The sequence below is a fragment of the Methylobacterium longum genome (genome assembly GCF_022179385.1).
Taxonomy (GTDB): domain Bacteria; phylum Pseudomonadota; class Alphaproteobacteria; order Rhizobiales; family Beijerinckiaceae; genus Methylobacterium; species Methylobacterium longum.
On sequence record NZ_BPQS01000054.1, the window covers coordinates 1 to 24,424 of the forward strand.

The 24,424-nt window shown below is 65.8% G+C and carries 22 protein-coding genes, 1 tRNA gene and 1 pseudogene; 6 read left to right on the forward strand and 18 right to left on the reverse strand.

What is annotated here, in order from left to right:
* The first annotated feature begins 255 nt into the window (after positions 1-255).
* The 3 genes from MFF58_RS26595 to MFF58_RS26605 all read left to right on the forward strand — a co-directional run bounded on the left by MFF58_RS26595 (position 256) and on the right by MFF58_RS26605 (position 3,520).
* A complete protein-coding gene (locus tag MFF58_RS26595; RefSeq protein ID WP_238292370.1) occupies positions 256-1,089 on the forward strand; it encodes an MFS transporter in 834 nt (277 codons plus the stop codon).
* 26 nt (positions 1,090-1,115) lie between these two features.
* Positions 1,116-1,979 carry an SMP-30/gluconolactonase/LRE family protein gene (locus tag MFF58_RS26600; RefSeq protein WP_238292371.1) on the forward strand — a complete coding sequence of 288 codons (864 nt, stop codon included), beginning with the start codon at positions 1,116-1,118 and terminating at the stop codon, positions 1,977-1,979.
* 479 nt (positions 1,980-2,458) lie between these two features.
* Positions 2,459-3,520 (forward strand): LacI family DNA-binding transcriptional regulator, encoded by a 1,062-nt coding sequence (locus MFF58_RS26605; protein ID WP_238292373.1) that lies wholly within the window; start codon positions 2,459-2,461, stop codon positions 3,518-3,520.
* 175 nt (positions 3,521-3,695) lie between these two features.
* Here MFF58_RS26605 and MFF58_RS26610 read toward each other — a convergent pair whose 3' ends face one another.
* From MFF58_RS26610 to MFF58_RS26620, 3 genes are read right to left on the reverse strand one after another with little or no spacing between them, the layout of a single operon-like run.
* Entirely contained in the window at positions 3,696-5,441 is a 1,746-nt protein-coding gene (locus MFF58_RS26610; RefSeq protein WP_238292375.1) for an ABC transporter ATP-binding protein, read from the reverse strand.
* A 13-nt stretch (positions 5,442-5,454) separates the two neighbouring features.
* Entirely contained in the window at positions 5,455-6,285 is an 831-nt protein-coding gene (gene fhuF, locus MFF58_RS26615) for a siderophore-iron reductase FhuF (RefSeq protein ID WP_238292377.1), read from the reverse strand.
* Positions 6,282-7,526, reverse strand: coding sequence for an MFS transporter (locus MFF58_RS26620; RefSeq protein WP_238292379.1), 1,245 nt, complete (start codon positions 7,524-7,526; stop codon positions 6,282-6,284). Before MFF58_RS26620 ends, fhuF begins: the two co-directional genes overlap by 4 nt.
* A gap of 414 nt (positions 7,527-7,940) precedes the next feature.
* Between MFF58_RS26620 and MFF58_RS26625 the strand changes: the two genes are divergently transcribed.
* Entirely contained in the window at positions 7,941-8,159 is a 219-nt protein-coding gene (locus MFF58_RS26625; protein WP_238292381.1) for a hypothetical protein, read from the forward strand.
* A gap of 382 nt (positions 8,160-8,541) precedes the next feature.
* Here the strand turns inward: MFF58_RS26625 and MFF58_RS26635 are convergent, their stop codons facing one another.
* The gene (locus MFF58_RS26635) at positions 8,542-8,955 is read right to left on the reverse strand and encodes a phage holin family protein (protein ID WP_238292384.1); all 414 of its coding nucleotides are present in this window, start codon (positions 8,953-8,955) and stop codon (positions 8,542-8,544) included.
* A gap of 81 nt (positions 8,956-9,036) precedes the next feature.
* Complete coding sequence (locus MFF58_RS26640; protein ID WP_238292386.1) at positions 9,037-9,465, reverse strand: RNA polymerase sigma factor region1.1 domain-containing protein; 429 nt, start codon at positions 9,463-9,465, stop codon at positions 9,037-9,039.
* Positions 9,466-9,692: 227 nt separating this feature from the next.
* Between MFF58_RS26640 and MFF58_RS26645 the strand changes: the two genes are divergently transcribed.
* Positions 9,693-9,769 (forward strand) — tRNA-Arg (locus tag MFF58_RS26645).
* A gap of 805 nt (positions 9,770-10,574) precedes the next feature.
* Here the strand turns inward: MFF58_RS26645 and MFF58_RS26650 are convergent.
* From MFF58_RS26650 to MFF58_RS26655, 3 genes and pseudogenes are all read right to left on the reverse strand, one after another.
* The gene (locus tag MFF58_RS26650) at positions 10,575-11,162 is read right to left on the reverse strand and encodes an NAD-dependent epimerase/dehydratase family protein (protein ID WP_238292387.1); all 588 of its coding nucleotides are present in this window, start codon (positions 11,160-11,162) and stop codon (positions 10,575-10,577) included.
* Between the two features lie 232 nt (positions 11,163-11,394).
* Positions 11,395-11,730: pseudogene (locus MFF58_RS32660) on the reverse strand (alpha/beta hydrolase); the annotation flags it as partial.
* Positions 11,731-12,497: 767 nt separating this feature from the next.
* Positions 12,498-13,601: a YeiH family protein gene (locus MFF58_RS26655; RefSeq protein WP_373323393.1), complete on the reverse strand. Its 1,104-nt coding sequence runs from the start codon at positions 13,599-13,601 to the stop codon at positions 12,498-12,500.
* Between the two features lie 135 nt (positions 13,602-13,736).
* Between MFF58_RS26655 and MFF58_RS26660 the strand changes: the two genes are divergently transcribed.
* Positions 13,737-14,003 (forward strand): hypothetical protein, encoded by a 267-nt coding sequence (locus MFF58_RS26660; protein WP_238292389.1) that lies wholly within the window; start codon positions 13,737-13,739, stop codon positions 14,001-14,003.
* Positions 14,004-14,022: 19 nt separating this feature from the next.
* Here the strand turns inward: MFF58_RS26660 and sorB are convergent, their stop codons facing one another.
* The 10 genes from sorB to MFF58_RS26700 form a co-directional block, all read right to left on the reverse strand.
* On the reverse strand, positions 14,023-14,334 hold the full coding sequence (sorB, locus tag MFF58_RS26665; protein ID WP_238292391.1) for a SorB family sulfite dehydrogenase c-type cytochrome subunit: 312 nt from the start codon (positions 14,332-14,334) through the stop codon (positions 14,023-14,025).
* 13 nt (positions 14,335-14,347) lie between these two features.
* The gene (gene sorA, locus MFF58_RS26670) at positions 14,348-15,529 is read right to left on the reverse strand and encodes a SorA family sulfite dehydrogenase catalytic subunit (RefSeq protein WP_238292393.1); all 1,182 of its coding nucleotides are present in this window, start codon (positions 15,527-15,529) and stop codon (positions 14,348-14,350) included.
* Positions 15,530-15,793: 264 nt separating this feature from the next.
* A complete protein-coding gene (locus MFF58_RS32375; protein ID WP_283206472.1) occupies positions 15,794-15,928 on the reverse strand; it encodes a hypothetical protein in 135 nt (44 codons plus the stop codon).
* Positions 15,929-16,149: 221 nt separating this feature from the next.
* Entirely contained in the window at positions 16,150-17,325 is a 1,176-nt protein-coding gene (locus tag MFF58_RS26675) for an ABC transporter substrate-binding protein (protein ID WP_238292422.1), read from the reverse strand.
* Positions 17,326-18,192: 867 nt separating this feature from the next.
* Positions 18,193-19,380 carry a YbfB/YjiJ family MFS transporter gene (locus MFF58_RS26680; protein ID WP_283206473.1) on the reverse strand — a complete coding sequence of 396 codons (1,188 nt, stop codon included), beginning with the start codon at positions 19,378-19,380 and terminating at the stop codon, positions 18,193-18,195.
* A gap of 43 nt (positions 19,381-19,423) precedes the next feature.
* Positions 19,424-19,636 carry a dodecin family protein gene (locus MFF58_RS32665; RefSeq protein WP_373323394.1) on the reverse strand — a complete coding sequence of 71 codons (213 nt, stop codon included), beginning with the start codon at positions 19,634-19,636 and terminating at the stop codon, positions 19,424-19,426.
* Between the two features lie 37 nt (positions 19,637-19,673).
* Complete coding sequence (locus MFF58_RS26685) at positions 19,674-20,849, reverse strand: flavin reductase (RefSeq protein ID WP_238292395.1); 1,176 nt, start codon at positions 20,847-20,849, stop codon at positions 19,674-19,676.
* Positions 20,850-21,026: 177 nt separating this feature from the next.
* Complete coding sequence (locus MFF58_RS26690) at positions 21,027-21,776, reverse strand: enoyl-CoA hydratase/isomerase family protein (protein WP_238292398.1); 750 nt, start codon at positions 21,774-21,776, stop codon at positions 21,027-21,029.
* Positions 21,776-22,963, reverse strand: coding sequence for a CaiB/BaiF CoA transferase family protein (locus MFF58_RS26695; protein WP_238292400.1), 1,188 nt, complete (start codon positions 22,961-22,963; stop codon positions 21,776-21,778). The genes MFF58_RS26690 and MFF58_RS26695 overlap by 1 nt, the downstream gene beginning before the upstream one ends.
* Positions 22,960-24,135 (reverse strand): LLM class flavin-dependent oxidoreductase, encoded by a 1,176-nt coding sequence (locus MFF58_RS26700; RefSeq protein WP_238292401.1) that lies wholly within the window; start codon positions 24,133-24,135, stop codon positions 22,960-22,962. The genes MFF58_RS26695 and MFF58_RS26700 overlap by 4 nt, the downstream gene beginning before the upstream one ends.
* Positions 24,136-24,424 lie beyond the last annotated feature (289 nt).

The following is a 24,424-nucleotide window of genomic DNA, read 5'->3' on the forward strand; positions in this document are numbered from 1 at the left end:
CATCAGCACGACCTGTTCCGCGCTCGGCCTCTGTCCTCGCTTCATCCCCAACTCCTCTGGTCCAGGCTGATCCTCTCAATCAGCCCGGTCCAAAGCCAGCCGGTCAGGTCACCACGCCGAGTGCTGTGAGCTTACCCTGCATTGGATCTACACCCGCGCTTCTACCCACACAGTAAACGCGGATTTGAGAGAACGCCAGAGGCCTTTCGAGGACTTCGGCCTGGAAAAAGCCGTGCACACTCAGGTGATTGTGGGATGACCGGGAACGTGTGGGAACGCCTGTTCGGCGGCTACCTGATCCTCGGCCGGTCCGCCTCGGGCAACGCCGCCGCCGGCACCGTGCTGACCCCCGCCGAACGCCTCGCGGACGCGCAGTCGGTGCAGCTCCCCTACCTGATCGTGGCGGCGATCCTGGTCTTCCTCGCCGTGGCGATCGCCCGGTTCCTGCTGCCCGCGATGGGGGGCGAGGCGGGCGCCGCCCGGGCCGCCCGGGCCGGACGCACCGGCCGGGCGCTCTGGCGCCACCGCAACCTCGTGCTCGGCGTGCCGGCGATCTTTATCTACCTGATCGCCGAGATCGGGTTGTCGAACCTGTTCATCAGCTTCGTGGCGCTGCCCGAAATCGGCGATCTCACCCACGCCCAGGCCGCGCGGTACCTGTTCCTGCTCTTGGGCGGGATGATGGTCGGCCGCTTCGTCGGCAGCTACGTGATGCAGGACCGGTCGGCCGAGACCGTGCTGGCTGGGGCGGCGCTGGGCGCCTGCGCGGTGATGCTCGTGGCAGCCTTCGCCAGCGGGCCTCTGGCGATGTGGGCGCTGATCTCCGTGGGGCTGTTCCACGCAATCATGTTCCCGACGATCTTCACCCTGGGGATCCGCGGCCTCGGGCCGCTCACCGAGGCGGGGGCGGGGCTGCTGATCATGGCGATCGCCGGCGGCGCCCTGGTGGTGGTGCAGGGCTGGGCGGCGGACCGGTTCGGGCTGCAGCACTCCTTCCTGATCACCGCGGCCTGCGAACTCTACGTCCTGTTCTACGCGCTCTGGGGCTGCCGGCCGGGCCTGCCGGACCGGCGGCCCGCGGGCGCCTGATCGCCGGCCGAACGGAGAGCCCCGACATGGATCCGCAGATCCGCATCGTCGCCCGCGCGGCACGCGACCGTCTCGGCGAGGGGCCGATCTGGGTTCCGGAACGGGCGCGGCTGTTCTGGGTGGACATCGAGGCTCCGGCCCTGAACTGGCTCGACCTCGCCGACGGCGCGACCGGCAGGCGGACCTTCCCGGAGCCCCTGGGCTGGATCATTCCCCGGGCCGGACGGCGGGACTTCGTCGTCGGCCTGAAGAGCGGGTTCGCAACCTACGACCTGGAGGCCGACCGCATCGTGCCGATCGGCGATCCCGAACCGGAACATCCCGACAACCGTCTGAACGACGCCAAGGTGGATTTCGCCGGCCGGATCTGGGCCGGGAGCATGCATCAGGCCGAGACGGCGATCGCCGGCGCCCTGCACCGGCTCGACCCCGACTTGACGTGGCAGCGGATGGACGGCGAATACGGGGTCGCCAACGGGCCGACCTTCAGCCTCGACGGCCGGGTCATCTATCACAGCGACAGCGCCGCCCGGACGGTCTACGCCTTCGACCTCGCCGCGGACGGGACGCTCTCGGGCAAGCGGGCCTTCCTGCGCTTCCCGGACGATTGGGGCTGGCCCGACGGGATGACCACCGATGCCGAGGGCTGCCTCTGGATCGCCCATTGGGGCGGCGGCCGGATCAGCCGCCTGGATCCTGAGGGCTGCCTGATGCGGGTGGTTCCCCTCCCCGCCCCCAACGTCACGAGCTGCGCCTTCGCGGGCGAAGGACTCGACCGCCTGTTCGTCACCTCGGCTGCCCGGGGCGCCGAGGACCTGCCGGAGGCCGGGGCGCTGTTCGAGCTCGATGTCGGCGTGGTCGGATTGCCGCCGCGCGCCTTCGGGGACTGAGCGCGGATCCGCCCGGTTCGGTCCGGCGCGGTCCTCGCGCGGCGCGGTCCTCGCGCGGTGCGGTTCTCGCGCGGTGCGGTCCTGTGCCGGTCGCAGGAACGTGTGCGGGCCTCCCCCGGATGGGGGATGCGCCACCGCGGCGCCGCCTCTACGGTCGCGGCATCTCCGAGACGAGACTCCACTCATGCCCGCCCGGCCCGTGCCGCGGCGGGCTTTTTCCTCTGCCCGGCGGGCCGCTGCAGGACCTGCGCCGTCCGCGCGCCGGTGGGCGTGCCCTGCAGCGGCGTGGTGATACCGATTCTCGGGCGATGGGTGTCGGTATTGGCCATATCGACAGGACTATTCGCACTCGGTCCGCAGCTTCATATCCGATCCGGACGGCTTTAAACTGGTCGATCGGACGAGTCCGCGTCCGGGCTGCGCGCGGCGCCGCGCGTCCCAGGCGCGCCGGCCCTGCCGGAGGGGGGCTCGAGGTGACGATGGGCCAGATGACGATCAAGGACGTTGCGCGGCGGGCTGGCGTGAGCTTCCAGACGGTCTCCCTGGTCCTAAACCATCCCGAGAAGGTCGCCCGGACCACCCGCGAGACCATCGAGGCCGCCATGCGCGACTTGGAATTCGTGCCGAGCCTCGCGGCCCGCTCGCTGCGCAAGAAACCGAGCCGCAGCATCGCTTGCGTGTTCGCCGTGGGGGCCCGACCCGGCGACGCCGACGGTCTGGTCCAGAGGGCCGACGAGGGCCTCCTCCTGCAGGCCTTCGCCACCGTGACCGACCAGCACGGCTACACGCTGATCCATCGGCGCTGGTGCCGCGACGATCCGGACGGCCTGAGCCGGATCACCGGCCTCGTCAGCGAGGCCCGGGTGGACGGCATCGTGGTCTTCGCCGACCAGCGCGACGACCCGCTGATCGGGCTGCTGCAGGCCAAGCGCTTCCCCTTCGTGGTTTTCGGCCTCGACATGCCCGGCGCGCATTGCGCGGTGCGGGCGGAGCGCGACGCAATCTACGAGGCGGTGCGCTACCTCGCCCGGACGGGCAGCCGGTCGATCTGCTTCTTCAAGGGCGAGCGCGACGGGCGGAGGACGCCGACCGTCGCCGAGCGGTTCCGGGGCTACCGGGAGGCCCTGGCCGAGGCGGGGCTGCCCCTGCGCGACGACCTCGTCGTCCCGTGCGACTGGACCTCCGAGAGCGGCCACCGCGCGACGCTGCGCCTTCTCGACCGCCCGGATCGGCCGGACGCGATCCTGGCGGCGGACGACCGGGTGGCGTTCGGGGTGCTGAAGGCGCTGCACGACCGTGGCGTCCGCGTCCCCGGGGCGATTCGGGTCGTCGGCTTCGACAACTGCGTCCAGAGCGCCTTCACGATCCCGAGCCTCACCTCGATCGAGGGTCCGACCCTGGAGATGGTCCGGTTCGCCTTCGCGACGCTGGTGGAGGTCGTCGAGGGCACGCGCGGGCCGGACGACCTCGCGCAGCGGCAGTTCCCCACCCGCCTCGTCGTCCGCGACTCCACGGGCAGCACGGGACGGGCGCAGCTCTAACGGGCCCTCTGGACAGGCTGTCTCGGCAGGCGGTCTCGGCAGGTCGTAGAGGCGTTCCGGCGTCCGCCTCCGCGAGGGCAGCGAAGCAATCCAGGGCCGCGCGACTTCGGGGCGCGCGGGCGCTGCCGGGTTGCGCCCCTGCGCCCGCAAGGACGCGCAGGAGCCTGACGGAGCCTCACTCCGCGGCGAGGACCGGGTTGTCCTCTCCGCGCCCGAACTGGGCGGCGTGCAGGCGGCTGTAGGGGCCGCCGGCGGCGAGCAGCGCCGCGTGCCGGCCCGCCTCGACCACCCCGCCCTCCCCCAGCACCACGATCCGGTCGGCGTCCCGGATGGTGGCGAGGCGGTGGGCGATCACCAGGGTCGTGCGCCCGCGGGCGAGTTCGGCGAGCGCCCGCTGGATCTCCCGCTCGGTCTCCGTGTCGAGCGCCGAGGTCGCCTCGTCGAGGATCAGGATCGGCGGGTTCTTGAGGAACACCCGCGCGATGGCGATGCGCTGCTTCTGCCCGCCCGACAGGCGCACGCCGCGCTCGCCCACCACGGTGTCGAGCCCCTCGGGCAGGCTGTCGAGGAGCGCGCCGAGCCGGGCGCGCCGGGCGGCCGCGTCGATCTCGGCTTCGCTGGCGTCGAGGCGGCCGTAGGCGATGTTCTCCCGGATCGTGCCGGCGAACAGGAACACGTCCTGCTGCACGATGCCGATCTGGCGGCGCAGGCTCGCCAGGGCGATGGCGCGGATGTCGATCCCGTCGACCGTGATCCGGCCGGCCTCGACCTCGTAGAAGCGCGGCAGCAGGGCGCAGAGGGTGGTCTTGCCGACCCCCGAGGGGCCCACGAACGCCACCGTCTCGCCGGCCGCCACCGCGAGGTCGAGATCGGCGAGGACCGGGCGGCCGGGGCCGTAGCCGAAGCCCACCCCCTCGAAGCGGATGTCGCCGCGTAAGGCCTCCACCGTGCGGGCGTCCGGCCGGTCGGTGATGTCGGGCTCGGTGGCCAGCAACTCCTGGTAGCGGCGGAAGCCCGCCACGCCCTTCGGGTAGGTCTCGACCACGGCGCCGATCTTCTCCAGCGGCCGGTAGAACACCCCGACCAGCAGCAGGAAGCCCACGAAGCCGCCGGGCGTCAGCTGGCCCCGGACCACGAAGGCGGCGCCGCCCAGCAGAACCGCGATCTGCACGAGGCGCAGGCCGAGATAGTTGATCGACAGGCCCGCTGCCATGAGCCGGTAGGCCTCGAGCTTGGTGTCCCGGTAGCGGGCGTTGTCGAGGGCGAACAGGGCGCGCTCGTGGGGCTCGTTGGCGAACGCCTGCACGACCCGCATCCCGCCGACATTCTCCTCGATCCGGGCGTTGAAGGCCCCGACCCGGCCGTACTGCGTCTGCCAGTTGCGCGTCATGCGGCCGCCGTAGCGGATCGACACGAAGGCGATCAGCGGCAGGATCGCCGCCGTGATCAGCGCCAGCGGCGCGTGCACCATGAGCATCAGCGCGAAGGCGCCCAGCAGCGTCATCACGGCGATGAACAGGTCCTCGGGGCCGTGATGGGCGACCTCGCCGATCTCCTCCAGATCCTTGGTCACGCGGGCGACGAGGTGGCCGGTCTTCTGGCCGTCGTAGAAGCGGAAGGAGAGCTTCTGCAGGTGGTCGAAGGCCCGGGCCCGCAGCGTGGTCTCGATGTTGATGCCGAGCACGTGGCCCCAGTAGGTGACCACCACCATCAGCCCGGCATTGGCGACGTAGACCAGCGCCAGGGCCGCCGCGGCGAGCACGATCAGGCCCCAATCCTGCCGGGGCAGGAGGCTGTCGATGAAGCCCTTCACGGCGATGGGGAAGCCGAGCTCCAGCAGGCCCGACAGCACCGCGCAGCCGAAATCGACCAGGAACAGGGTCCGGTACGGCCGGTAATAGGCGAGGAAGGCCTTCAGCATCGCGCGGCTCGGATCAGCGTTGGGCGGCGCACGCGACCGGGCAGAGCGCACCGCAGGACGGCACACCCGGCAGGCGGTGGCGCAGGCAGCAGACGCGCCGCCGCCGGCAGCCCGACGCCGCCGGGGAGAGCGCCTGCGCCAGGGGGCTCCTAACGCAGCCCGGGCCGGTGCGCCATCCGAGGCAGGCCGCGACGTCGTCACAGGCCGAGGCACGGCCGGCGGGACAGGTGGCGGGACAGGCGAGAGCCGCGCCGGCCCCGTTCCCCTCCCCCTCCCCGAGCGGAGTTCCGAGCTCCCGGGCGACGTGGTCGAGGATCACCGCGGCGTTCCCCCAGAGGACCCGGGGGGCGATCCCGCAGCGGGCGTGGCACAGCTCCACGAACGGGCGCAGATGCGCCTCCACCAGGCCGCTAAGCCCCGGCGGCGGGCAGGCGGCGCATCCGGCCCCTTCGGCCGGCAGGCGGAAGCGGCACGGACGGCCCGCCGCATCGAGCTCCAGGCTCAGCGCGTCGAAGGCGAGCGGCAGCGGGCGGCCGAGGCGGACCAGGGCGGTCAGCGCCGGGGTCGCCAGGGCCGCGAGGTAGTACTGGCTCCAGTACGAGACCCGCACCCGCGGATCCGCGTTCCGGAACGTCGCGCCGAACCCGGCCCCGAACGCCGCCAGGGTCGCGTCGAACACGTCCGCGTCGCGCAGGGCGCCGAGGGGCAGCGCCCCTGGGCCGCCGGGGCCGGCGGCGACCCCATCCCGGTAGGCGGCCAGGGAGGCGGGCACCTGGGCGGCGACCTCGGCGGCGACCTGGGCGGCGACCTCGCTGGCGACCTCGGCGGCGATCCGGCCGGTCATCGCGCCGCCCCGGCGGTCCGCAGGGTCCGGTCCACCGCGACGGCGAGCCAGCCCACCGCGGCGGCGTAGAGCGGAAGGGTGGCGGCGAAGTAGCCCGGCCAGCCGATCCAGCCGGCGAGCGCCGGGGCGGCGACCCGCAACGGCATGGCGGCGAAGAAGGCCGCCCCGAACAGCAGCGCGTAGTCGGTGGCCGGCTGCGGCCCCTGGGCCCAGCGGTAGATCATGTTGAACATCGGGACGCCGAGGAACCCGCCCGCGACGAAGCTCAGAACCGTGGCGGCGACCGCGAGATCCGCCATCCCGCCCGCGCAGGCGCCGGCCATCAGGCCCCCGGAGGCGAGGACGCCGAGCGCGCCCGCGGCGATCAGCCGGACCGTACCGAACCGCGCCGCGAGCCCCCCCGCCGCCAGCGCCATCACGAGGTTGACCGCCGGCAGGACGGTGCCGGTCAGGAAGCCGACCTGCGCGAGCGGCACGCCGAGATCGAGCAGGGCCAGGGTGTTGGGCCCGGACAGCAGGTAGGCGGCGGCGAAGTAGGCCCCGAGCGCCAGCACGCGTCCCGCCAGCCGCCGCAGCCGTACCAGCGGACCCGAGAGCCGCTTCGGGGCGATCCCGGCGTCCCGCAGCCGCGCCTCCGGGTAGCCCAGGATCGGCAGCAGGCAGAGCAGATCGAGGGCCGCGCAGGCCAGGACCGCCCCGCGCCAGCCGAGACTGTCGTAGGAGCCGACCAGCACGCCGACCCCCAGGATGCCGCCGAGGGAGGCTCCGCATAGCTTGGCCGAGGCTATGGAGGCGCGCCGGTCCGCCGGCACGGTCTCGACCACCAGGGCCTCGAGGGCGATGTCCATGGTCGCCACGCAGGCGCAGGCGGCGATCGCCAGGGCGAGAAGCGCCAGGAGCGGCCAGTGCGCGCCGAAGCTCAGGGTGATCAAAAGGACCACCGCCCCGGCCTGCGCGGCGGTGATCCAGCCGATCCGGTGCGGGAGGCCCGGCAGGCGGATGCGGTCGAGGGCGGGGGCCCACAGGAAGGTCAGCCCCACCGGCAGGTTGATGAGCTGCAGCAGGCCGACCTCGGCGAGATCCACGCCGCGCGCCCGCAGGATCAGCGGCGCCCCGCCGGACAGGAAGCCGAGGGTCGCCCCGAAGGTCACGTACAGGCAGAAGAACGGCGCGAGCGGGCGCAGGCCCGCCACCCGGTCGATGGCCCGGATGCCGAGGGCGGAATCGGCGGAGCCGGTCACCGCGACCGACATTCCGCGCCGAGCGATGCGGCGGCCCGGGGAGTGTAGTTTATAATCACACTAATCTGTTGATATTCATCAGCTTTTGTTGTTCTAAGGACGTCGGTCCCGGCGATCAAGCCGCTGCGCGGTCCGATCGGGGTTCCGGACAGGCCGCGGGCGCCCGAGCCGCCGTCGCGTTGCGGATCGGGCTCCGGTGCCGCCGTCGTTCCGCTGGTCCGGAAGAGCAGCGCTTCAGGATGACACGCGCCCCTGTCCCGCGGCCCGAACCCGAGCCCCGGGGCGCGCCGCCAGGGCGGCGGGTTCTGGGCCGCCGATCCCGGCCCGACCGATCCGGCCAGCAACGGGCGCGCGCCCGCCGTTAACCCTTCATCAACCATGTCCCGGGCAGATTTTCCCATGGAGGGACGGGCCATGACGCGACGCCGGGATTTCGACGCCCTGAGCGAGGCGCAGATCGCCGCGGGGCGCACGCAGAAGCGCTGGGTCGAGGCGAAGGCGCAGTTTCGCCCAGTCGCGCCGCAGGCCGTGACCGAGCTGCTCGATACGATCCAGCACGTGGCCGAGGCCGCCACCGGCGAGCGCAGCTTCCTGCACCTGCGCCCCGGAACCGGGCGCACCCGCGAGCACTGAGCGGACGCGCGTCGTCCGAAGCCCGCGGCCTCTGACCGCGATGCCGGATGGCGGGCGCCTCGGGACCGGCAACGGGCAGCTCGGCTCCGCCGAGGCCCGGCATCATCGTACGTCCGCATCCGCGTGGGCGACACCGCGATCGGCGTGAGCCCGGAGGTCGCCGCCCGGGCCTTCGTTCCGTCCGTCACCACGAAGCCGCTCGGCCAGGGCGCCGGCCTCGGCCTCTCTATGATCGACGGGTTCGCCGGGCCGTCGGAGGGCCATGTGGATGGCCACGCGGAGGGCCACGCGGAAGGCCACGTCCGGATCGCGTCGCTCGCAGAGTCGCCGGGCAGGGATGGCAGGCAGAAAGGCAGGCAGAAAGGCGGGCAGGAAAGCCGGATCAGGCACCGGTTCGCGCGCCGTCCTTGGCGACTGTCCCGGTCACCTGCCGGACGTCCCGCTTGACCTCCCGCCACGTCCGCCACGGTTCCAGGTTCGACAGGGCCATCCGGCGCGCCCCGATCCAGCCGAGGCCGAGCGCCACGATCAGGAAGGGGGTCGCCACGATCAGCGCCGCCGGCGCCTCGGAACCCAGCAGCACGGCCAGCAGCTTCACCACGGCGTCGAGGCCGAGGAAGAAGGTGACGATCAGCAGGATCGGGATCGTCCCGACGATCGCGACCAGCGACACAAGGGTTCGGACGTTGCCGTCGACCTCGGTCCGCGCCAGCGTCAGCAGCGTCTCGACATGGGCCGCCCCCTGGCGCAAGGCCGCGACCAGCAGGGCCAGGGTTCCGTCGGGTGCGTGGCGCATGGTGCGGGTTCGTCCTCTAGGTCTGTCTCTGGCGCGCCCTGGCCAACGGGGCCGCCGGCGGAAGCGTTCCGCCCGCACGGTTCACAGCCACAGCAGCACGGCGCCGAGGAGCAGCAGCGTCGCGGCGGCCGCCAGCATGATGGCCCGGTTGACGCCGGCCCGGTCATCCGGGCCCGCGAGCGGCGGCACCATCGGGGCCGCGGGGCGATTCGCCGCCGGTGCTGTGGTCGCGCCGCCGCCGTCGGCCGGCCGGACCGGCGGGGCGGGCTTGGATTCGGGGGCCGGGAGCACCAGCGATGGCGCGACCGGCCGCTCCACGGGCGGCCCGAAGGCGTCGGGCTCGACGCTCACGCCCGCCGTCTCGAGCTCCAGCATCACCAGGACGAGCGCATCGACGTCCATCTGCTCCACCGGCAGCGCGGCCCGCAGGTCGTCCGCCGAGAGGCCGCCCCGGGCCCGCCCGAGGGCGATCAGGCGGTCGAGCGTCCCGCGATCGATGGTCTGCGACATGCCCCGCCTCCTCCGCGTCCCGCCCGCCGCGACCCCCCCCCGCAGGAGAACCCCCCGCAGGAGAACCCGTCACGCCGGCCGCGGTTTACCGGACGCCCGGAGCCCGTGCGCCCGTCGGAGCCGTCCCGGCCCCCGGTATGCCGGATCGCCCCGACGTCCGAACGGCGTTCGATGGTTCAGCGCCGTTGCGCTGACGGCGCGGTTGGGCTAGGGAATGGCCACGGCCAGCACCCGTAGCTCAGCTGGATAGAGCGTTGCCCTCCGAAGGCAAAGGTCACACGTTCGAATCGTGTCGGGTGCGCCAATCTTCTCAATGACTTAGCCTGCGTTTTGGCTCAGTCGCTAACCTCCTAGCGACCACATAGCGACCAGCAGCCCACAATTCGAAACCAAGCGCGGGCATCGATTGGGCCTTCGTTCGGGTGGTGTATGTAAGAGGCCCCCGCTGGCTTGGCCCTGCCCGATCGAGAGGCGGGCCCCCTCCCCCACCCGGCATCGGACCAACGGGGTACACACCCCCGGCCTACTTCTTGCGGTCCCGCTCGCGCAGATAGGTCAGAAAATCGAATTCACCGCCCTGTGCTCGGCGGGGTTGCCTGTGCCGTCCGCAGTTGCTGGTTCGGCGGATTATCCTCAGGTGCCGTGACTCCCCCGGCCCAATCGGCCTGAGGACAGTGGTCGCGCTCCAGCAGTAGGGCCCTAACCTCAAACTGGCACTCGATGTCAGCCAACTGAGCGCCCGGGGTGTGAGGCCGCTAACAGAAACAGGTGACGCAACACAGCAGGCTCTGACGCAATCACGCTGCAACAGGGTCTGCTTACATCGGCGCCATGACAGGTCTCAGCCTCTCCCCGGCCCGGATCCCGGGCTTTCGCCTGCTCTGGTGCCCTTTGGCCCTGAGCTTTGCCATCGTGGCCCTGACAGTCGCCTGGCTCACTCGGCCGCGCGTCCTCGACTTTGACAGCAGCGGCTTTCTCGCGTCCGCCATTGGCGCAGTAGGTGTGCTGCTGGCCTTATCAGCACTGCCACTGCCATCAGTCGTGCCGGAGGAGTGACAAGGCAGGATGGCCAACTCGCCACTATTGGCCGGCGAGAGTGATGGCGCCTGTCAGCCGAGTTTCCCGACAGCGTAGCGGATCGCGCAGCCGGGTCCCGTCCAGGCCAGAGCCTCGTCAAAGTGGCGGCACAGGGATGCCACATCCACCCGCAGCGCCTCGTTGAAATCATCAGCACGGCTCGCCTCGGGATCGAAGTAGCCCGGCCGCAGGCACACGGCCGGATTGCCCGTCTGATCCGCCCAGGCACGTACCAGAGCCTCCCCGGCAAGCTTCGAGGCGGCGTACCACGTCATCCGGTCCGACAAGCCCCAGGTCGGGGCATCGGCCCAGACAGAGCTGGCGAGAATGAGCCGGCGCACGTCCGCCCTGAGGCAGGCCCCCACCACCGTCAGGGTCGCCAGTGTGTTGCCATAGCTGCCGCTCTCGAACGACGAACCGGGATCCGGATCGGCCGCGAGATGCACCACAGTCTCGACTCCTGCGAAGGCTGAGGCGCAGGCGTCAGGTCCTTGGAGGAGATCAGCAATGAGGTCAGCGTCAACGCGGTCGAGCCCGACCACAGTGCGGCCTTGCCAGTGCTGTAGCAGCGTACGTCCTATTCGTCCGGCGGCTCCGGTGATCAGGATCGTGCTCGGCACTGGGGCTCCTCTCAGGGTTCGACAGCCGCGTCATGAAGAAATCCGAGGTGCGCAGCCAGGTTCAGAGTGCCTTCCTGGGCCCGTGTCGCGCTACGCTGTCCCATCATTGGGGTTCCTCGCTGCGGCTGGGCTCTGCCTCTGCTGAAGCGCAAGATCCTGAGCGCAGCGGCCGTTTCGACGCACGTTCGCGCCAAGCCTGCTCGAGGCTGCGCCTGAGGCTCGCCTGCGTCACCTAGGCAAATTGGATCCGCAGCGGCGGGGGCGGCCAGCCTTCCAGCCTTCGGCGGAGAATGTCCTTGGCGCGCAGGCCCATGCGAAGGGCAGAAGGTGCCAGTCCCCAGGGCGGCACCGAGGCGAGTAGGGCCATGCCGGCCGGCTTACCTCCCGTCCGCACCCAGTTCTGGACGACGGCACCGCCGAGCGAATGGCCGACGACGAGCAGGCCGCCAATCCTGCCGGAGGGCCGTTCCACGTCACGGGCGTTGTCGGCCAGCCGCCAGGAAGCGATCCGCTTGTGTCTCTGGCTTCCGCCGTGTCCGCGGAGGCTGACCGCGTAGGCCTCGAACCCGCTTCCGCGAAGTAGGGCAGGATGTTTTCATCCCAGATCCATGCCCCGACAGAGATGCCGTGCACGAACAGCAGCCGCTGCCGGTATCGTGCGGTGCACGGTTTCCGGTCGGTAATCTCAAGGCTCGGGCTTCCACCCCGAGATGTAATCATGCTCAACAAGCTGTCTGTGTGACGGGAGCGATGTGTAGGGCACCAACGCAGCCGCCCGCAGGTTGAGCCTGGGCCTGCTCATATCGGCCCATCTGTGGACCAGCGCCGACCCAATCCAGACTTCAGGCTGTTTCTGTTTCTATGTTCGCCTCAAGGCGCCGATCAGGCCCCGGGGCATCGGACCAACGGGGTGCCCACCCCCTCGCCTACTTCTTGGGGTCCCGCTCGCGCAGATAGGTCAGAAAGCAGAATCCGACGTTCTGGTGATCTACCCATACCCGATCGGAGCTGCGGGCTTGCCAACCTGAGGTAGGCTGATTGGAATGACTTGGTCGGTTGGCGCCGATTAACGGCACGAGGTCATACAGCAGTGACAATTTGGTGTCCGCACTGAGGTCTCTTGCCGAACCTTGACGCGCCTTCGGAAGGTCCGCTTGCCGGCAGTCTGAGGAGCCCTGAACGACGGAACCTGGCCGATGAACCTGGCCGGAAGCGGCCAGTCCGCATTTGGACTCCCAACGCCGAAAGCAGACATGGAGCTTTTCGTCAGCGGAGCAAATCTTGTCCAAAATTCGCGATTGTTTGCATGTCGTTTACCGGCATCGACGAGCGAACTCAGGAGATTCCCAACCCCCGGATCAGCAGCAGGCTCGTCACCACCAGCACCACCAGCGAGCCGGTGACGGCGAGCGTCACCCGGCCGCCGACGCGGGCGAGCACGCGCACGTCCACGCCGAGGCCGAGGGCGGCCATCGAGAGCACCGTCAGGAAACCGGCTAGCCGGGTGAGCGGCGTCACGGCGGCATCTGGGATCAGGCCAAGGGAGTGGGCGCTGGCGAGCGCCAAGAAGCCGAGGATGAACCACGGCACCAGCTTGGTAAAGCCGAGCCGCCCAGTCTTCGCTGCCCCCGGCTGGGATCCGACCTCCTGGGGCAGGCGGGCGGCGATCAGCGAGAAGAACACTACGACGGGGCCGAGCATCAGCACGCGCACGAGCTTGACCAGCGTACCGACTTGGGTGCTCAGCAGGCTCACCGGGACGGTGGCGGCGAGCACCTGCGGCACGGCGTAGACGGTCAGTCCGGCGAGCACGCCGTACTGGTTGTCGCTCATCCCGGCGAGCGGCACGAACAGCGGCAACCCGAGCACCATCAGCACGCCGAGCACCGCGGTGAAGGCAATCGAAGCGGCGATGTCCCGCGGCTCGGCCCCGATCACCGGTGCGACCGCGGCGATGGCCGAGTTGCCGCAGATCGCATTGCCGCAGGCGACCAGGATTGCCATCCGCGCTGGAAGGCCGAGGGTCCGGCAGATGAAGACGCTCGCGCTGATGCCGATGACTACGGTGCCGACGATGCCGGCGAGGAGCGCGGGGCCGGAAGCGAGGATCGCGCCGAGGCTAAGAGAGGCACCGAGCAGCACAACGGCGACCTCCAGCAGCTGCTTGGCCGAGAAGGCGATGCCAGTGCGGAAGCGCGCGTCCGGCGTCCAGGCGGTGCGCACGGCGATGCCGAGCAGGATCGCCATCACCAGCGCCTCGACGTAGGGGTGGTCGAGCCAGTGCTCCTCCAGGGCCTGGGCCGCTACCGCGACGAGGGTGATGGCGCCGCACAGAACCAAGCCCGGCACCACCGAGACCGTATTCGCCGCGTTGGGCCTCCGGCTGTCGGCCGCCGGGAGTTCGGGACAGGGCGCTTTCTGGGACGCGTCAGGGCTCACGGGACAATGTCTCGGCTCGTCGGGAAGAAAATGATCGCCGTACGGCGCGCGGGGAGAAGGACATCCTAAGCCTGGGTGGAAGTTCGGAAAACGCGTCCGTTGAACGAAACGGGTCCAAGCGCGACATTGCCATCCATGCGCAGCATCTCCGACACCCATCCGGCTACCCTCGCCACGCCCTTCGTGGCGCCCATGGCGTTCGACCCCTTTGGCGAGTTCGTGACCGCCGGCATGGTCGGCACCTGCCCGAGCGGCACCGGGGACCGGACCGCCCGGTGGATCGGCAGCGCGGTATTCTGGAGCCTGGCGCTGGCGACCCTGGCCGGCCGCATCTACGCCTACGACATGCCGGTGGTCTCGCAGGTGGCGGCCTACGCCACGCAGGTCGTCGCCCTGCGCTGAGGCGGGATACCCGAACCACTCAATACGCGTCCGCGAGGTAGGCGGAGATCGCCTTGGCGTCGGCTTCGCCGATCGGTGCGTGATAGACCTTGACCATCTTGGTCACCTCGCTCTCCCAGAACGCCTTGCCCTTTCCCGGCGGTTGCATCGTGACGTAGTCGATCGAGTGGCAGGACATGCAGTTGGCCTGCGCCGCCTCCAGTCCAGTCTCGTGGCTCTTGAGCGGCTTGAACTGCGCCGTCGGCTCGGGCAGCGCGTAGGTCTTCGGGGCGGCTTGCGCCGCGCCGGACGCGAGCACCAAGCCGGTCGCAAACGATCTGACGAGAAACATCGGACAAGCCCCCTCAAGACACCTGGATTTTAGTGGTCTCCACCACGTTGCGCAGGTAGCCGGCCGGGTTCCAGCTTGCCTCCATCGGCTGGCTAGCGCCGTCGTTCCCCGTCGCCTTGACCCGGATGGCATGCGCTCCAGGCGACAGGTCCACAGCGAGCGTCCAGGGCCGGAACGAATAGCGCCCGAGATCCTGCCCGAGCTTGGCCGGCATCCAGCTCCTGCCGTCGTCGGTGGAGACCTCCACACCCTTGATCCCCGAACCGCCGTCGAACGCGATACCGCGCAGCTCAGCCCTGCCGGACTTCAGCGTCGCCCCGTCGGCGAGGTTGGTCACGAACGAGCGTATGGTGAAGCGCCCGATCGGCCTGGTCGCGGCCGACGCCTTGCCGGGCTCGGTGCAGGCGCAAGGATTGTCCGGGATGCGATACGCTGACTTCATCCAGAACCCCTCGAACGGCTTGTCGAGGACGGTTACGGCGTTGAGGTGCTTGACCCAATAGGTCCCGTAGAAGCCTGGCACGACCAAGCGCAGCGGATAGCCATTGAGCCAGGGCAGGTCCTCTCCGTTCATGGCGAGCGCCAGCATTACCTCGCCGTCATTGGCGTGTTCGATCGGCAGCGCCTTGGCGAAGTCCGGCGTCTCGGGGATTACCGGCCCGTCGAGCCCCTCAAACGAAACCTGAACCGCGCCGGCCTTCACCCCGGCTTTGTCGAGCACTGCCTTAAGCGGCACACCGGTCCAGCGGGCGTTGCCCATCGCGCCGTTGGCGAGCTGCCCACCGGCCATCCGCGGCTCGAAGAATCCGCGGGAATTTCCGGAGCACTGGTTGACCGCCACGATGTCGGATTGCGGCATCGCCTTGAGGTCGATGAGGGAAAGCGTCAGCGGCTTGTCCACCAAACCCTTGATCTCCACCCGGAACGCCTCCGGATCGATCTTGGTGGGGATGTCAGCTAAGTGATAGCGCACGAAGAACGCATCGTTTTTGGTGATCACGCCCTCGTCGAACACGGAGAACGGCGTCTCGAGCTGCGGCGGCCGGGCCGTCATCTGCAGCAACGGGCGTTTTCCCGGGTAGGCCACCAAGTTGCGCGCACCGTTCCCAAAGGGGAGGTTGACCTCGTCGGCCATGGCCGAGCGGCCGGCGAGCGCAAGGGCGCCCACGCCGAACAGCACATCACGTCTCAGCATTTTTTACCCCCACGTTTTTGTGTACATCACCGCACGAACCGCCAGAAGAACTTCGGCCACGACTCGTCGTCTCGGAGCGTTGCATGCCAGCCCGGAACGATTAGGCTGGATGTGCTGGATTAGCGATCAAAACATCACCTCCAGCTCACCCGCCGAGCCCCAGCCCGCGGCGGTCAGCGTTGCGCCAGCGTGCCGGATCTAGCGCCACCGCCGACAGGCCGAGCGTGTGGAAATCCTCCACGCCCTGCCGCATCGGCCGGAACGTCAACAACGAGCCGAACAGGAATTATCACCTATCGCTCTGTTGGCCGCCTCGATGTAGAGCTTGTCGCCGGCTGCAAACGTGTACATGTCCGGCGAGACAAAGACGTTGTCGTTGCGGATGGCGACAGTGATCATGTCCGCGATATTCGGATAGAATCCATGGCAGCAGACCAGAGACATCTTCGGGCATGCGAGGCGATCCGCCCCGGATTGGAACGGCGATGTGGGTCGGATCAGATCCCAAAGCGCCCAAACTCCCACCGCACCCTTCCAGAGGCCGCCGTAAGACCGGTCCCTTGGGAGGTGTCCAGTCTTATCGGACAGGCTCTGATGAAGGGCACAGTTCATCCCCTTCCTCAATGAGCGGTGGCCTTCCCCACCAAGGGACAGTTCCCCTCCGCCAAAGGCCTAAAAGCCTGCTCTGCAGGAATCGTCGAGATCAACTTATAGTAGTCAAACCGATACTTCGACTCCGCTGGCGATTTAACCTGGAAGAGATAAATGTTACGCATAACGCGTCCGTCTTCTCGAACCGAGCCGTTCTTAGTGAAGAAATCATTAATCGGCAATTCTTTCATTTTTTGGACAACCTTCGTGGCGTCGTCGGTACCAGATGCTTCAATGGCCTTTAAGTAGTGTGTCACTGCGCCGTAGACGCCAGCGTTAGGCATTGTGGGTACCTTGTTGACGCGTTCCAAGAACCTTTTCGTCCACGCCCGCGTCTCGTCACTCATATCCCAATAAAATGCGGCAGCTAGAAGTAGGCCCTTCGCATTCTGCAAGCCCATACTGTGAACATCAGAAATGTAGGTCAGAAGCCCGACGATCTGCTGATTCTGCGTGATGCCGAATTCGTTCGCCTGCTTGATAGAGTTAACGGTGTCGCCGCCAGCGTTGGCGAGGGCTATCACCTTTGCACCCGAAGCTTGCGCCTGGAGCAGGAAGGAGGAGAAGTCCTGGGTATCCTGTGGGTGTCGGACGGCGCCAAGGACTTTTCCGCCGGCCGCCTTCACTACCGCCATGGCGTCACGCTCGAGCGCATGTCCGAAGGCATAGTCCGCGGTGATAAAGAACCAGGTGTCATCCCCACGCTTAAGCAGCGCGCCGCCGGTCGCGTGAGCGAGCGCGTAGCTATCGTATGTCCAATGCACGCTAACCGGGGAGCAAGCCTTTCCGGTCAGGTCGGACGAGCCCGAGGACGAGATGAGGAAGGCGCGGTTCTTCTCCCGGGTGATCTCTTGCACCGCAAAAGCGATTGACGAGACGGGCACGTCGACGATCGCGTCGACCTGCTCGCGATCGATCCATCGGCGAGCAAGACTAGCGCCAATGTCAGTTTTGTTCTGGTGGTCGGCGGAAACGACTTCGATGCGCTTGCCGAGCACGGTCCCGCCGAAGTCCTCAACGGCCATCTGAGCGGCCGTAACGGAACCCACGCCGCTCAGGTCGGAATAAAGGCCGCTCATGTCTGCGAGCACACCAATTTTAACTAAATCGTCCGAGATCTGCGCGGATGCGTTCGTCGCCAGCATGGTGCAGGTCACCACTGCGAGAAATCTGCATTTCCAGTTTTTCAAGGCGTTCCTCCTGCCCGATTTTATTGAAGTATCGACGTTCATCGTGCAGCTTGTGTGGGCAAGCCCTATAATCTGCCGATTGAATTTTTCAGATTAGATGAGGGGAAAACGTCCGCTCGTCTCAGCATCTGAAGCTAAACACAAAGCGTATAATAAGGCTCCCCGGTTCATTTGACGAACTCTCTCCGGCAGCCTGTCTCGATGTTACTTCGTTAAGGATTTCTATAACTGAAGTGTGCAGTAAGGAAAGGGTGTTGCCCGCTTTCTTTGCGATCCCACATTTTCAGAATGATTGGCTTACAACCACAGCGGTGCTTTTGGGTGGACACGAAACAAACATTCCAAGCGTAAATCCATAAGTTGAGCCAGCAAGCACAAGCTGACTGATGCACTCTCTTTGTGAATCCTCTTAGGATCCTGCTCTACCGCGATGAACTAAGCTGACTCGTGAGCACCCATTGGAAGGTGCACCTTTAGTTTATCTTGAATGCTTAAGTCTGATTGGCCAAGTTCGCCATGGACCCTGTGCGCGGAATTAAAAATATGGGAACTTCTTGGCATCTGAAGAGGCCGAGCCGCCATCGATACGGAATTTTCCGAACATTCCAGATTTCCATTAGAGATTGTGCCCCAGGGTTGATCGTACATCCTAGCCTCATTCCGCGAATATAGGCAAGTTAATATTCGCTCATACCCGATTACTCCGGCGTCTGGCAAAATTGCCTCTTAAACTTAGTGTTCGACAGCGAAGAGGTAGGCGTCAGGCTTGCGCCAAGAGCGGGTTTATGGAGCGCCGTGGATAGGCAAGATAAACTCGGCAGTTCACTCGAGCCATCTGACCATCCCAACAGCAACTAAAGAGCAAGCTAATCCAAATGCAAAAAGTTGGTTATGGGAGCCGGTATGAGCGAAAACAAATGCCAGGGCGAGGGAACTCACCGCCTGGAAGATGGCAAAGCTGGCTGTCGCGTACTGCCAGATGATTCCTGCAGTCTCATCTGCGATCTCGCGTGCCCGGCTAAGTGCCACAGCCGTTGCCCCGATTCCTCCAAATCCTCCTAAGAATGCACCAAGAAGCAGGCAGAAGGACGGAGGCGCTAGTACGAGCGCGACTGCGAACGCTTGGAGGGCGAGCCACATCTGGATGCTTCTTGCGCCGCCCCAGCGATCGACTGCGCGCCCGGCCATGAGAGTTCCCGAAAGGGCACCGAGGCCAAAGAGCAGCAATGCGAAACCAGCGAAGCTGAACGTGTGACCTTGGCCTCGCACTGCCAGATCTGCGAGATAGAGCATGTGTGGAACCATGCCGGCGCCCGCTACTCCGTAAGCTACTATCAGAACGATCGCGCTGCTGACGTTAGCCCTCTCCGATGATTCGAGAATTTGAGCCTGCGGCCAAGCTGGCCGAGCGAACGCCCAAAGACCAACTGTGCAGACTGCAAGGACAATCCAAGTGACCGGTAGTCCCCATTCGAGGAGCGGCGGGATCGCGAGCGCCGTGACAATGATGCCGCTCCCGACGCCTGCTATGACAATCCCACCTGCGGTTCCGCGTTGGGCCGGTTCCACGATGGCCTGCACCGCTGGACCAGCAAGGGACATAAGGACACCGCCGGAAACTCCGGCGGCGCTACGCCAGACCGCCAACCAAAACACGCCGCCGTTCCAGCTGCAGGCAAAGAAGGAAAGCGCTGTCAGCAACATGCCGCAGTCGAGTGATCGCGGGACACTGATGCGCTTCGCTAAAAGTCGGCCGCCAGACACTCCGATGAGATAGCCCACCAAGTTGAGAGCGCCCAGCAGACCTGCGCCGCCTCCATCCAGCCACTGAGCTGTGACCATGGCGGGGAACAATGTCAGGTAGGCAAAGCGGGCAAAGCCTACCCCAACAAGCGTCGCTGAGGCGCCGGAGAGAGCAGGGCGAATAAACCGAACTCCAACGGTACTGGGTGGCCCGGAAGGAGAGCAATGGCTCGGGTTGGCGTGCCGCTTCAAAGGATGCCTTCTCACCGAGTGAGACGTTACGCTTCTTCTTTTCTCCCGACGGCCGCTCCTAACGGAAGCCGAGCTTCACGTTTATCCGGAATTCACTGGGCGAGTGGTCGCGTTCGGAATGCCCGCTACTTTTGATGACCTCACACCACTTAAGGTAGTGGATTGTTTGTGACGCGGACGCGGTCGTGTATCGGATCGCGTCATTCATGCAGAGGAGTGATAAGCGATGAACTTCGGCCGCGAGGTAAATGTGGCTCGTCATGGCCTCCATTGTTTTCGCATACTAAAGGAGATAGCAGAGCTGCGCGTCAAGAACACGCCTTCCCTCCAATAGCCTGGGTGGTGTCAGCGGCAGTTTGAATTAACCGACTGGTAATAACCTCAACTTTGTCACTCGAAACCTCCCCTTCTGGGCCCCAGATAGTAATGCCCAAGACAATTTTTCCAGATTCATCAAAAACTGGGGCTTGAGCGAAGTGAAACTCGTAGTTTTGGCCGGATTTTAGCTGTTCCGGATTGTAACTGACCGCGGCATCGGCGAGCAGCTTGCGAAGTTCCTTCTCAGTTACCGCGGCATCGCCGATGCTGGTCAGGAAGGCCGCGCGCTCCCACTTGAGGCTCACCTCGTGTCCGAAACCGGCAGCGCAGCCACGCGAGCGGATATTCTTAATCATCTGCACGCACGACTGACGGTCTAGACGGAATTCGCCTCCGCAATGGGAGAGCCACTCTGACTGCTCGTCCGGGGTCCCCCAAGCCGCGAAAACGCCGCCGACCGGCGGCATAAACGGCAGCCGCTGGCCGACACGCGTTGGGAAGTCTACTGTACGGGATCGGCCAAATGAACCGACAAGAATAATTTCGTCCTTCACGCGAGCGACTGCAGTCACCTCCGTGTCGAACTCGCTAGCTAACCGCTCAAGCGAGGACCGGATGCGATCAAGCAACCTCAACTTGTCGAGGATCTCTACCTCGCCACTGATCATCGACTGTGCGGTGAACGTGCCGTAGCCACCACGGTAGAAAAGAAGCGGCGTAGCTGCCGCGCCGAGGTCTAGATCCAAGACCCGGCCCAGCACGATCAGATGATCACCAGCTTCGTATTCAGTCTCCTTCACACATTCAATCTGCGCAATGGCGCCGGCGATCACCGGATTGCCAAGCTCGGACCGGCTCCAACCGATGTCAGCGAATTTATCAGGCCGCTTCGATGCAAGATCACGACAGACGTCCAACTGGTGTGCGCCGAGAACGTTCACGCAAAAACGGTCGATCTGCTGCAGCTTTTGCCAGCTGGACGATTTCTTATCCGGCATGAAGGAGATCAGCGGCGGATTGAGCGAAGCCGAGCCGAAACTTCCGACGACCATTCCAACTGGGGCACCATCCGCGCCGCAAGCTGTAATTACCGCGACGCCGGTGGGGTACTGCCCGAGGACCTCACGAAAGCGACTGGCCGAGATGGCCGAGGACGACGGTTCCATCTTGCTCCCTTTCGAGGGTTGAGAGCGGCAAGTCTGACGACGATGAGATTGCCGGCGACGAGTTACCTGACTTGGCTTTAGGATCGAGCCGAGTAAGAGGTGGCTGAATGGCTGTGATCGTGGGAAGTCGGCAGGCCAGATTGGACGAACAAGAGCCGACAGTAGTCGATGTTCGCTTCAATTTTTGCGACTTTCAGCAGCGGCGGCGCGATAGACAGCGATCCGTCCGTGAATGCCCGGCTGTGCGGCCGAACGCGCGAGACTGGCTAAATCTCTGTCGTCTGCGATTTGATCCTGCCGAATGTTGGCGAGCAGATCGCTCATCGCCGAAGAGCTGAGGTCCTCGATGCTTGTCCTTACTGTCGTAATGATGCTGTCCCAAGACTCACGTTCTTCGAGGTGGGTCAGGAGGCCCACCTCCCGTGCTTCAACTCCAGCGAGTGTCGAGTTCGCAAGTAGGATTTCGCGCGCCTTCTGCTCCCCAAGAAGGCACCCGAGCCTGCGAGTGCCGAGTGCGATGCCGAAGCGGTAGCCGGGGAAGCGGAAGCGGCAGCCGGGAGCACCGATCCGATAAGTAGACGCGGCCACCAGGTCCGCGCCTGCGCCAAAAACAGCCCCATGCGAACAAGCTATCGTCACGAAGGGAGCGCGCCAGAGCAGTTGGAGCATCTGCTCGATTCGGACGAAGCGCAGAAGCAGGTCCCCCTCTGACAGATCGTCCACGCCTGTAAAATCGAAGCCGCCGCAGAAATTCTTCCCGTTCGCATCAAGCACCACGAGGCGGGCGCCTATTTCCGCCGCCTCCTGGAGAGCCGACAGCAACACGTTGCAAAGCGTGTCATCGACCGCGTTTGCTTGATCGGGCCGATTAAGCGTCAGGCGTAAGCCGCAGGCTCCGAGATTGCTGACGACGACCGGACTGTTCATCAGTCACTCTCCTTGATCCAATCGCGCGCGACCTCCTTCGTGTGTTCCCCTAAGGTCGGTGGTGGCCGATCAATTTTGAATTCGAAATCGCTGATTGCGATGGGAAAGCCGACGGTCGTCGTGCGGACGCCATTGGGCAGCGTGAGGTTGTGGAGCAAGCCCATGGCTTCGACATGCGGATCAGCCAGGATCGAATCGAAGCTGTTGACCGGAGCGCAGGGGATACCCTGAGCATCGAGTTCCGTGAGCCAGTGTGCGCGGGGCTTGGTGATGAAGATCGGCTGCACGAGATCGAATAGCTCGGCCTGATGGCGGGCGCGCAACTCTTGAGTCTCGAACCGCGGATCCGCAGTGAATTCCTCCCTCCCCACGACGTTGCAGAACTTTCGCCAAAGCTCCTGGTTACCCGCTGCGACGACGAATGGGGCATCCTCTGCGTCGAAGCCCCGGTAAGGAGCGTTTCGCGGGTGTGCCGAGCCGAGGCGGCGTGGAACGGCACCCGTGCCGAAGTACTCGCTTGTCTGGAGTGCGGAGATCCCCAGGAGACTGCCTAGCATCGAGCAGTCAATAAAGGCGCCCTTGCCCGTCCCCGCTACCTGTCGCAGTACCGCCGAGATGCAGTATGCAGCATAGAGACCGGCGCAGAAGTCCCCGACAGGAACGCCGCACTTGACAGGCGAGCCATCGGGTTCGCCTGTCACGCTCATCAGGCCGCTGATGGCTTGGACGGTAACGTCGAAGGCTCCCTTCTTTGCATAGGGGCCAACCTGGCCATAACCGGAGATCGAGCAGTACACGATCCGGGGGTTCACCTCGGCTACGGCTTCATAGCCGAGGCCCAAACGCTTCAGGACGCCCGGCCGGAAGTTCTCGATGATGACGTCGGCCGCCCGGCAGAGCTCCTGAAGATGGGCGACTTCAGCTGGGGCCTTGAGATCGACAGTGATGCTGCGCTTATTGCGATTCAGTGAGGCGAAGTTGCCGCTGAAGCGGCCGACGTGCTCAGGCCCCTCCGGCGCCATCAGCGGCGGCCACTCACGCATACCGTCGCCGCCGTCCGGCCGCTCGACCTTCACCACGTCGGCACCGAGGTCGGCCAAGAGCATGCCGACGTAAGGACCGGCTGCAATCTGGCCGAACTCAAGGACACGTAGACCGGAAAGGGGTCCGTTGCTCGTACCGTTCATGCCCGGAGCCCTGCCTGCTTCATCAGGGGAATGACGGATTCGCCGAAATACGCAAGGTCCGGCAAATAGTCGAAGAAGTTCACCTGCACGCCGTCGCAGCCGGCCGCTTGCAGCTTCACGAAGCCTTCGACGATTTGTTCGGGCGTTCCAACGAGGTGGACGTTCCCGCCGATTACCCACTGGGCGCGGCTGTGTCCGCGCCAGGACTTGGTGTCCCCACCCACGAAGGTTTGCACGAAATTGTCGGCCGCGACGGGGTCCTCGTGTTCGAGGATGCGGCGGTAGGCCTCCTGCGCTTCCTTCTCGGTCGGGCGGCAGATCACGTGTGGGTTGATAATCGTCTTGACCTGCCGACCATAGGAGGCGGCGAGGTCCTTGATGCGGGAGTTAACCGGCGGCAGGGTCTCATAGGCCTTGGCCGGCTCGGCGCCACCGGGGCTCGTGATAAAGATCAGGTCCGAGTGTTTCGCCGCGTAGGCCAGCCCGGCGCCGGACGAGGCCGCGTTGACCAGGAAGGGGCGGCGGGCCCCTGGGCGCGGCGCCAGGAAGGCCTTCTCGGTCTTCCACCAGCGCCCATTGAAGGTCAGGTTCTCATCTTCCGCCCAGAGGCGTTCCAGGAGCGTCGTGAACTCGTCTGCCATGTCGTAGCGCAGGTCGTGCTCGATCATGTCTAGGCCGAACATGCGGTACTCGCTTGGCTTGTAGCCGGTCACGACATTCACGCCCCATCGACCGCCACTAATGTGGTCGAGAGCGGCGCCGAACTTCGCAAGGTGCAGCGGGTGCCAAGCGTAGAGGATGTGGACCGTGTTGATGAGCACGATCTTCTTCGTCATCGCCGCCAGCGCGGTGTTGACGATGATCGGGTCGAGTTCGTGCTCGCGGAAGCGCATCTCGCCACCATATCCGCCCTTGCTCATCCATTGCGCAAGGCCGAAGGCTAGATCAAAACCCAACTCCTCCGCCTTAAGAGTGCATTTCGATAGATAATCGAAAGTCCAAGAGGTCGTCCGAGGGGCACGAGATGGGCTCCATGCACCTTCCTGCATTGGCAGAAAGAGGCCGAGAACGAGTTTGTTCTTGGGAATTCTATCAAGCGGCGAGCTCGTCTCGACATGGGCGCCAGATTCTTCGCGTGCCGAGCTGTTCAGTGTGGCAGCGTCGTCCGACATGATCTGAATTCCAATCTGCGAATGGGCTCATTAGGAAATGACTGAAAGCGATAGGCTGATGACTGGATCACCTGCGGCGGATCAATTTACTTTGTTGTGCGCCGCATAATCTTCATAAAACGGATCGCGCTGGAGCGAGGTGAAGCCGAGGCAGATCAGAGCGATAATGGCCAGATAGAAGCTGACCGTCGTTGAGGTGCCACATTAACCAGCCAGGCCGCGGCGATTAGCGCGGAGCCGCTGGAGGACCTGAGACCACTGCCTAGTTACATGACGTTCTCGCATCGCA

What these genes read in the sequence shown, in the direction of transcription:
- MFF58_RS32665 (WP_373323394.1), bottom strand. Translation starts at nt 19,636, where the DNA reads ATGGAGGCCATGACGAGCCACATTTACCTCGCGGCCGAAGTTCATCGC.
- sorB (WP_238292391.1), bottom strand. Translation starts at nt 14,334, where the DNA reads ATGTTTCTCGTCAGATCGTTTGCGACCGGCTTGGTGCTCGCGTCCGGC.
- MFF58_RS26690 (WP_238292398.1), bottom strand. Translation starts at nt 21,776, where the DNA reads ATGAACAGTCCGGTCGTCGTCAGCAATCTCGGAGCCTGCGGCTTACGC.
- MFF58_RS26595 (WP_238292370.1), top strand. Translation starts at nt 256, where the DNA reads ATGACCGGGAACGTGTGGGAACGCCTGTTCGGCGGCTACCTGATCCTC.
- MFF58_RS26640 (WP_238292386.1), bottom strand. Translation starts at nt 9,465, where the DNA reads ATGTCGCAGACCATCGATCGCGGGACGCTCGACCGCCTGATCGCCCTC.
- MFF58_RS26685 (WP_238292395.1), bottom strand. Translation starts at nt 20,849, where the DNA reads ATGGAACCGTCGTCCTCGGCCATCTCGGCCAGTCGCTTTCGTGAGGTC.
- MFF58_RS26635 (WP_238292384.1), bottom strand. Translation starts at nt 8,955, where the DNA reads ATGCGCCACGCACCCGACGGAACCCTGGCCCTGCTGGTCGCGGCCTTG.
- MFF58_RS26675 (WP_238292422.1), bottom strand. Translation starts at nt 17,325, where the DNA reads ATGCTGGCGACGAACGCATCCGCGCAGATCTCGGACGATTTAGTTAAA.
- MFF58_RS26600 (WP_238292371.1), top strand. Translation starts at nt 1,116, where the DNA reads ATGGATCCGCAGATCCGCATCGTCGCCCGCGCGGCACGCGACCGTCTC.
- MFF58_RS26625 (WP_238292381.1), top strand. Translation starts at nt 7,941, where the DNA reads ATGACGCGACGCCGGGATTTCGACGCCCTGAGCGAGGCGCAGATCGCC.
- sorA (WP_238292393.1), bottom strand. Translation starts at nt 15,529, where the DNA reads ATGCTGAGACGTGATGTGCTGTTCGGCGTGGGCGCCCTTGCGCTCGCC.
- MFF58_RS32375 (WP_283206472.1), bottom strand. Translation starts at nt 15,928, where the DNA reads ATGATCACTGTCGCCATCCGCAACGACAACGTCTTTGTCTCGCCGGAC.
- MFF58_RS26695 (WP_238292400.1), bottom strand. Translation starts at nt 22,963, where the DNA reads ATGAACGGTACGAGCAACGGACCCCTTTCCGGTCTACGTGTCCTTGAG.
- MFF58_RS26700 (WP_238292401.1), bottom strand. Translation starts at nt 24,135, where the DNA reads ATGTCGGACGACGCTGCCACACTGAACAGCTCGGCACGCGAAGAATCT.
- MFF58_RS26660 (WP_238292389.1), top strand. Translation starts at nt 13,737, where the DNA reads ATGCGCAGCATCTCCGACACCCATCCGGCTACCCTCGCCACGCCCTTC.
- MFF58_RS26605 (WP_238292373.1), top strand. Translation starts at nt 2,459, where the DNA reads ATGGGCCAGATGACGATCAAGGACGTTGCGCGGCGGGCTGGCGTGAGC.
- fhuF (WP_238292377.1), bottom strand. Translation starts at nt 6,285, where the DNA reads ATGACCGGCCGGATCGCCGCCGAGGTCGCCAGCGAGGTCGCCGCCCAG.
- MFF58_RS26610 (WP_238292375.1), bottom strand. Translation starts at nt 5,441, where the DNA reads ATGCTGAAGGCCTTCCTCGCCTATTACCGGCCGTACCGGACCCTGTTC.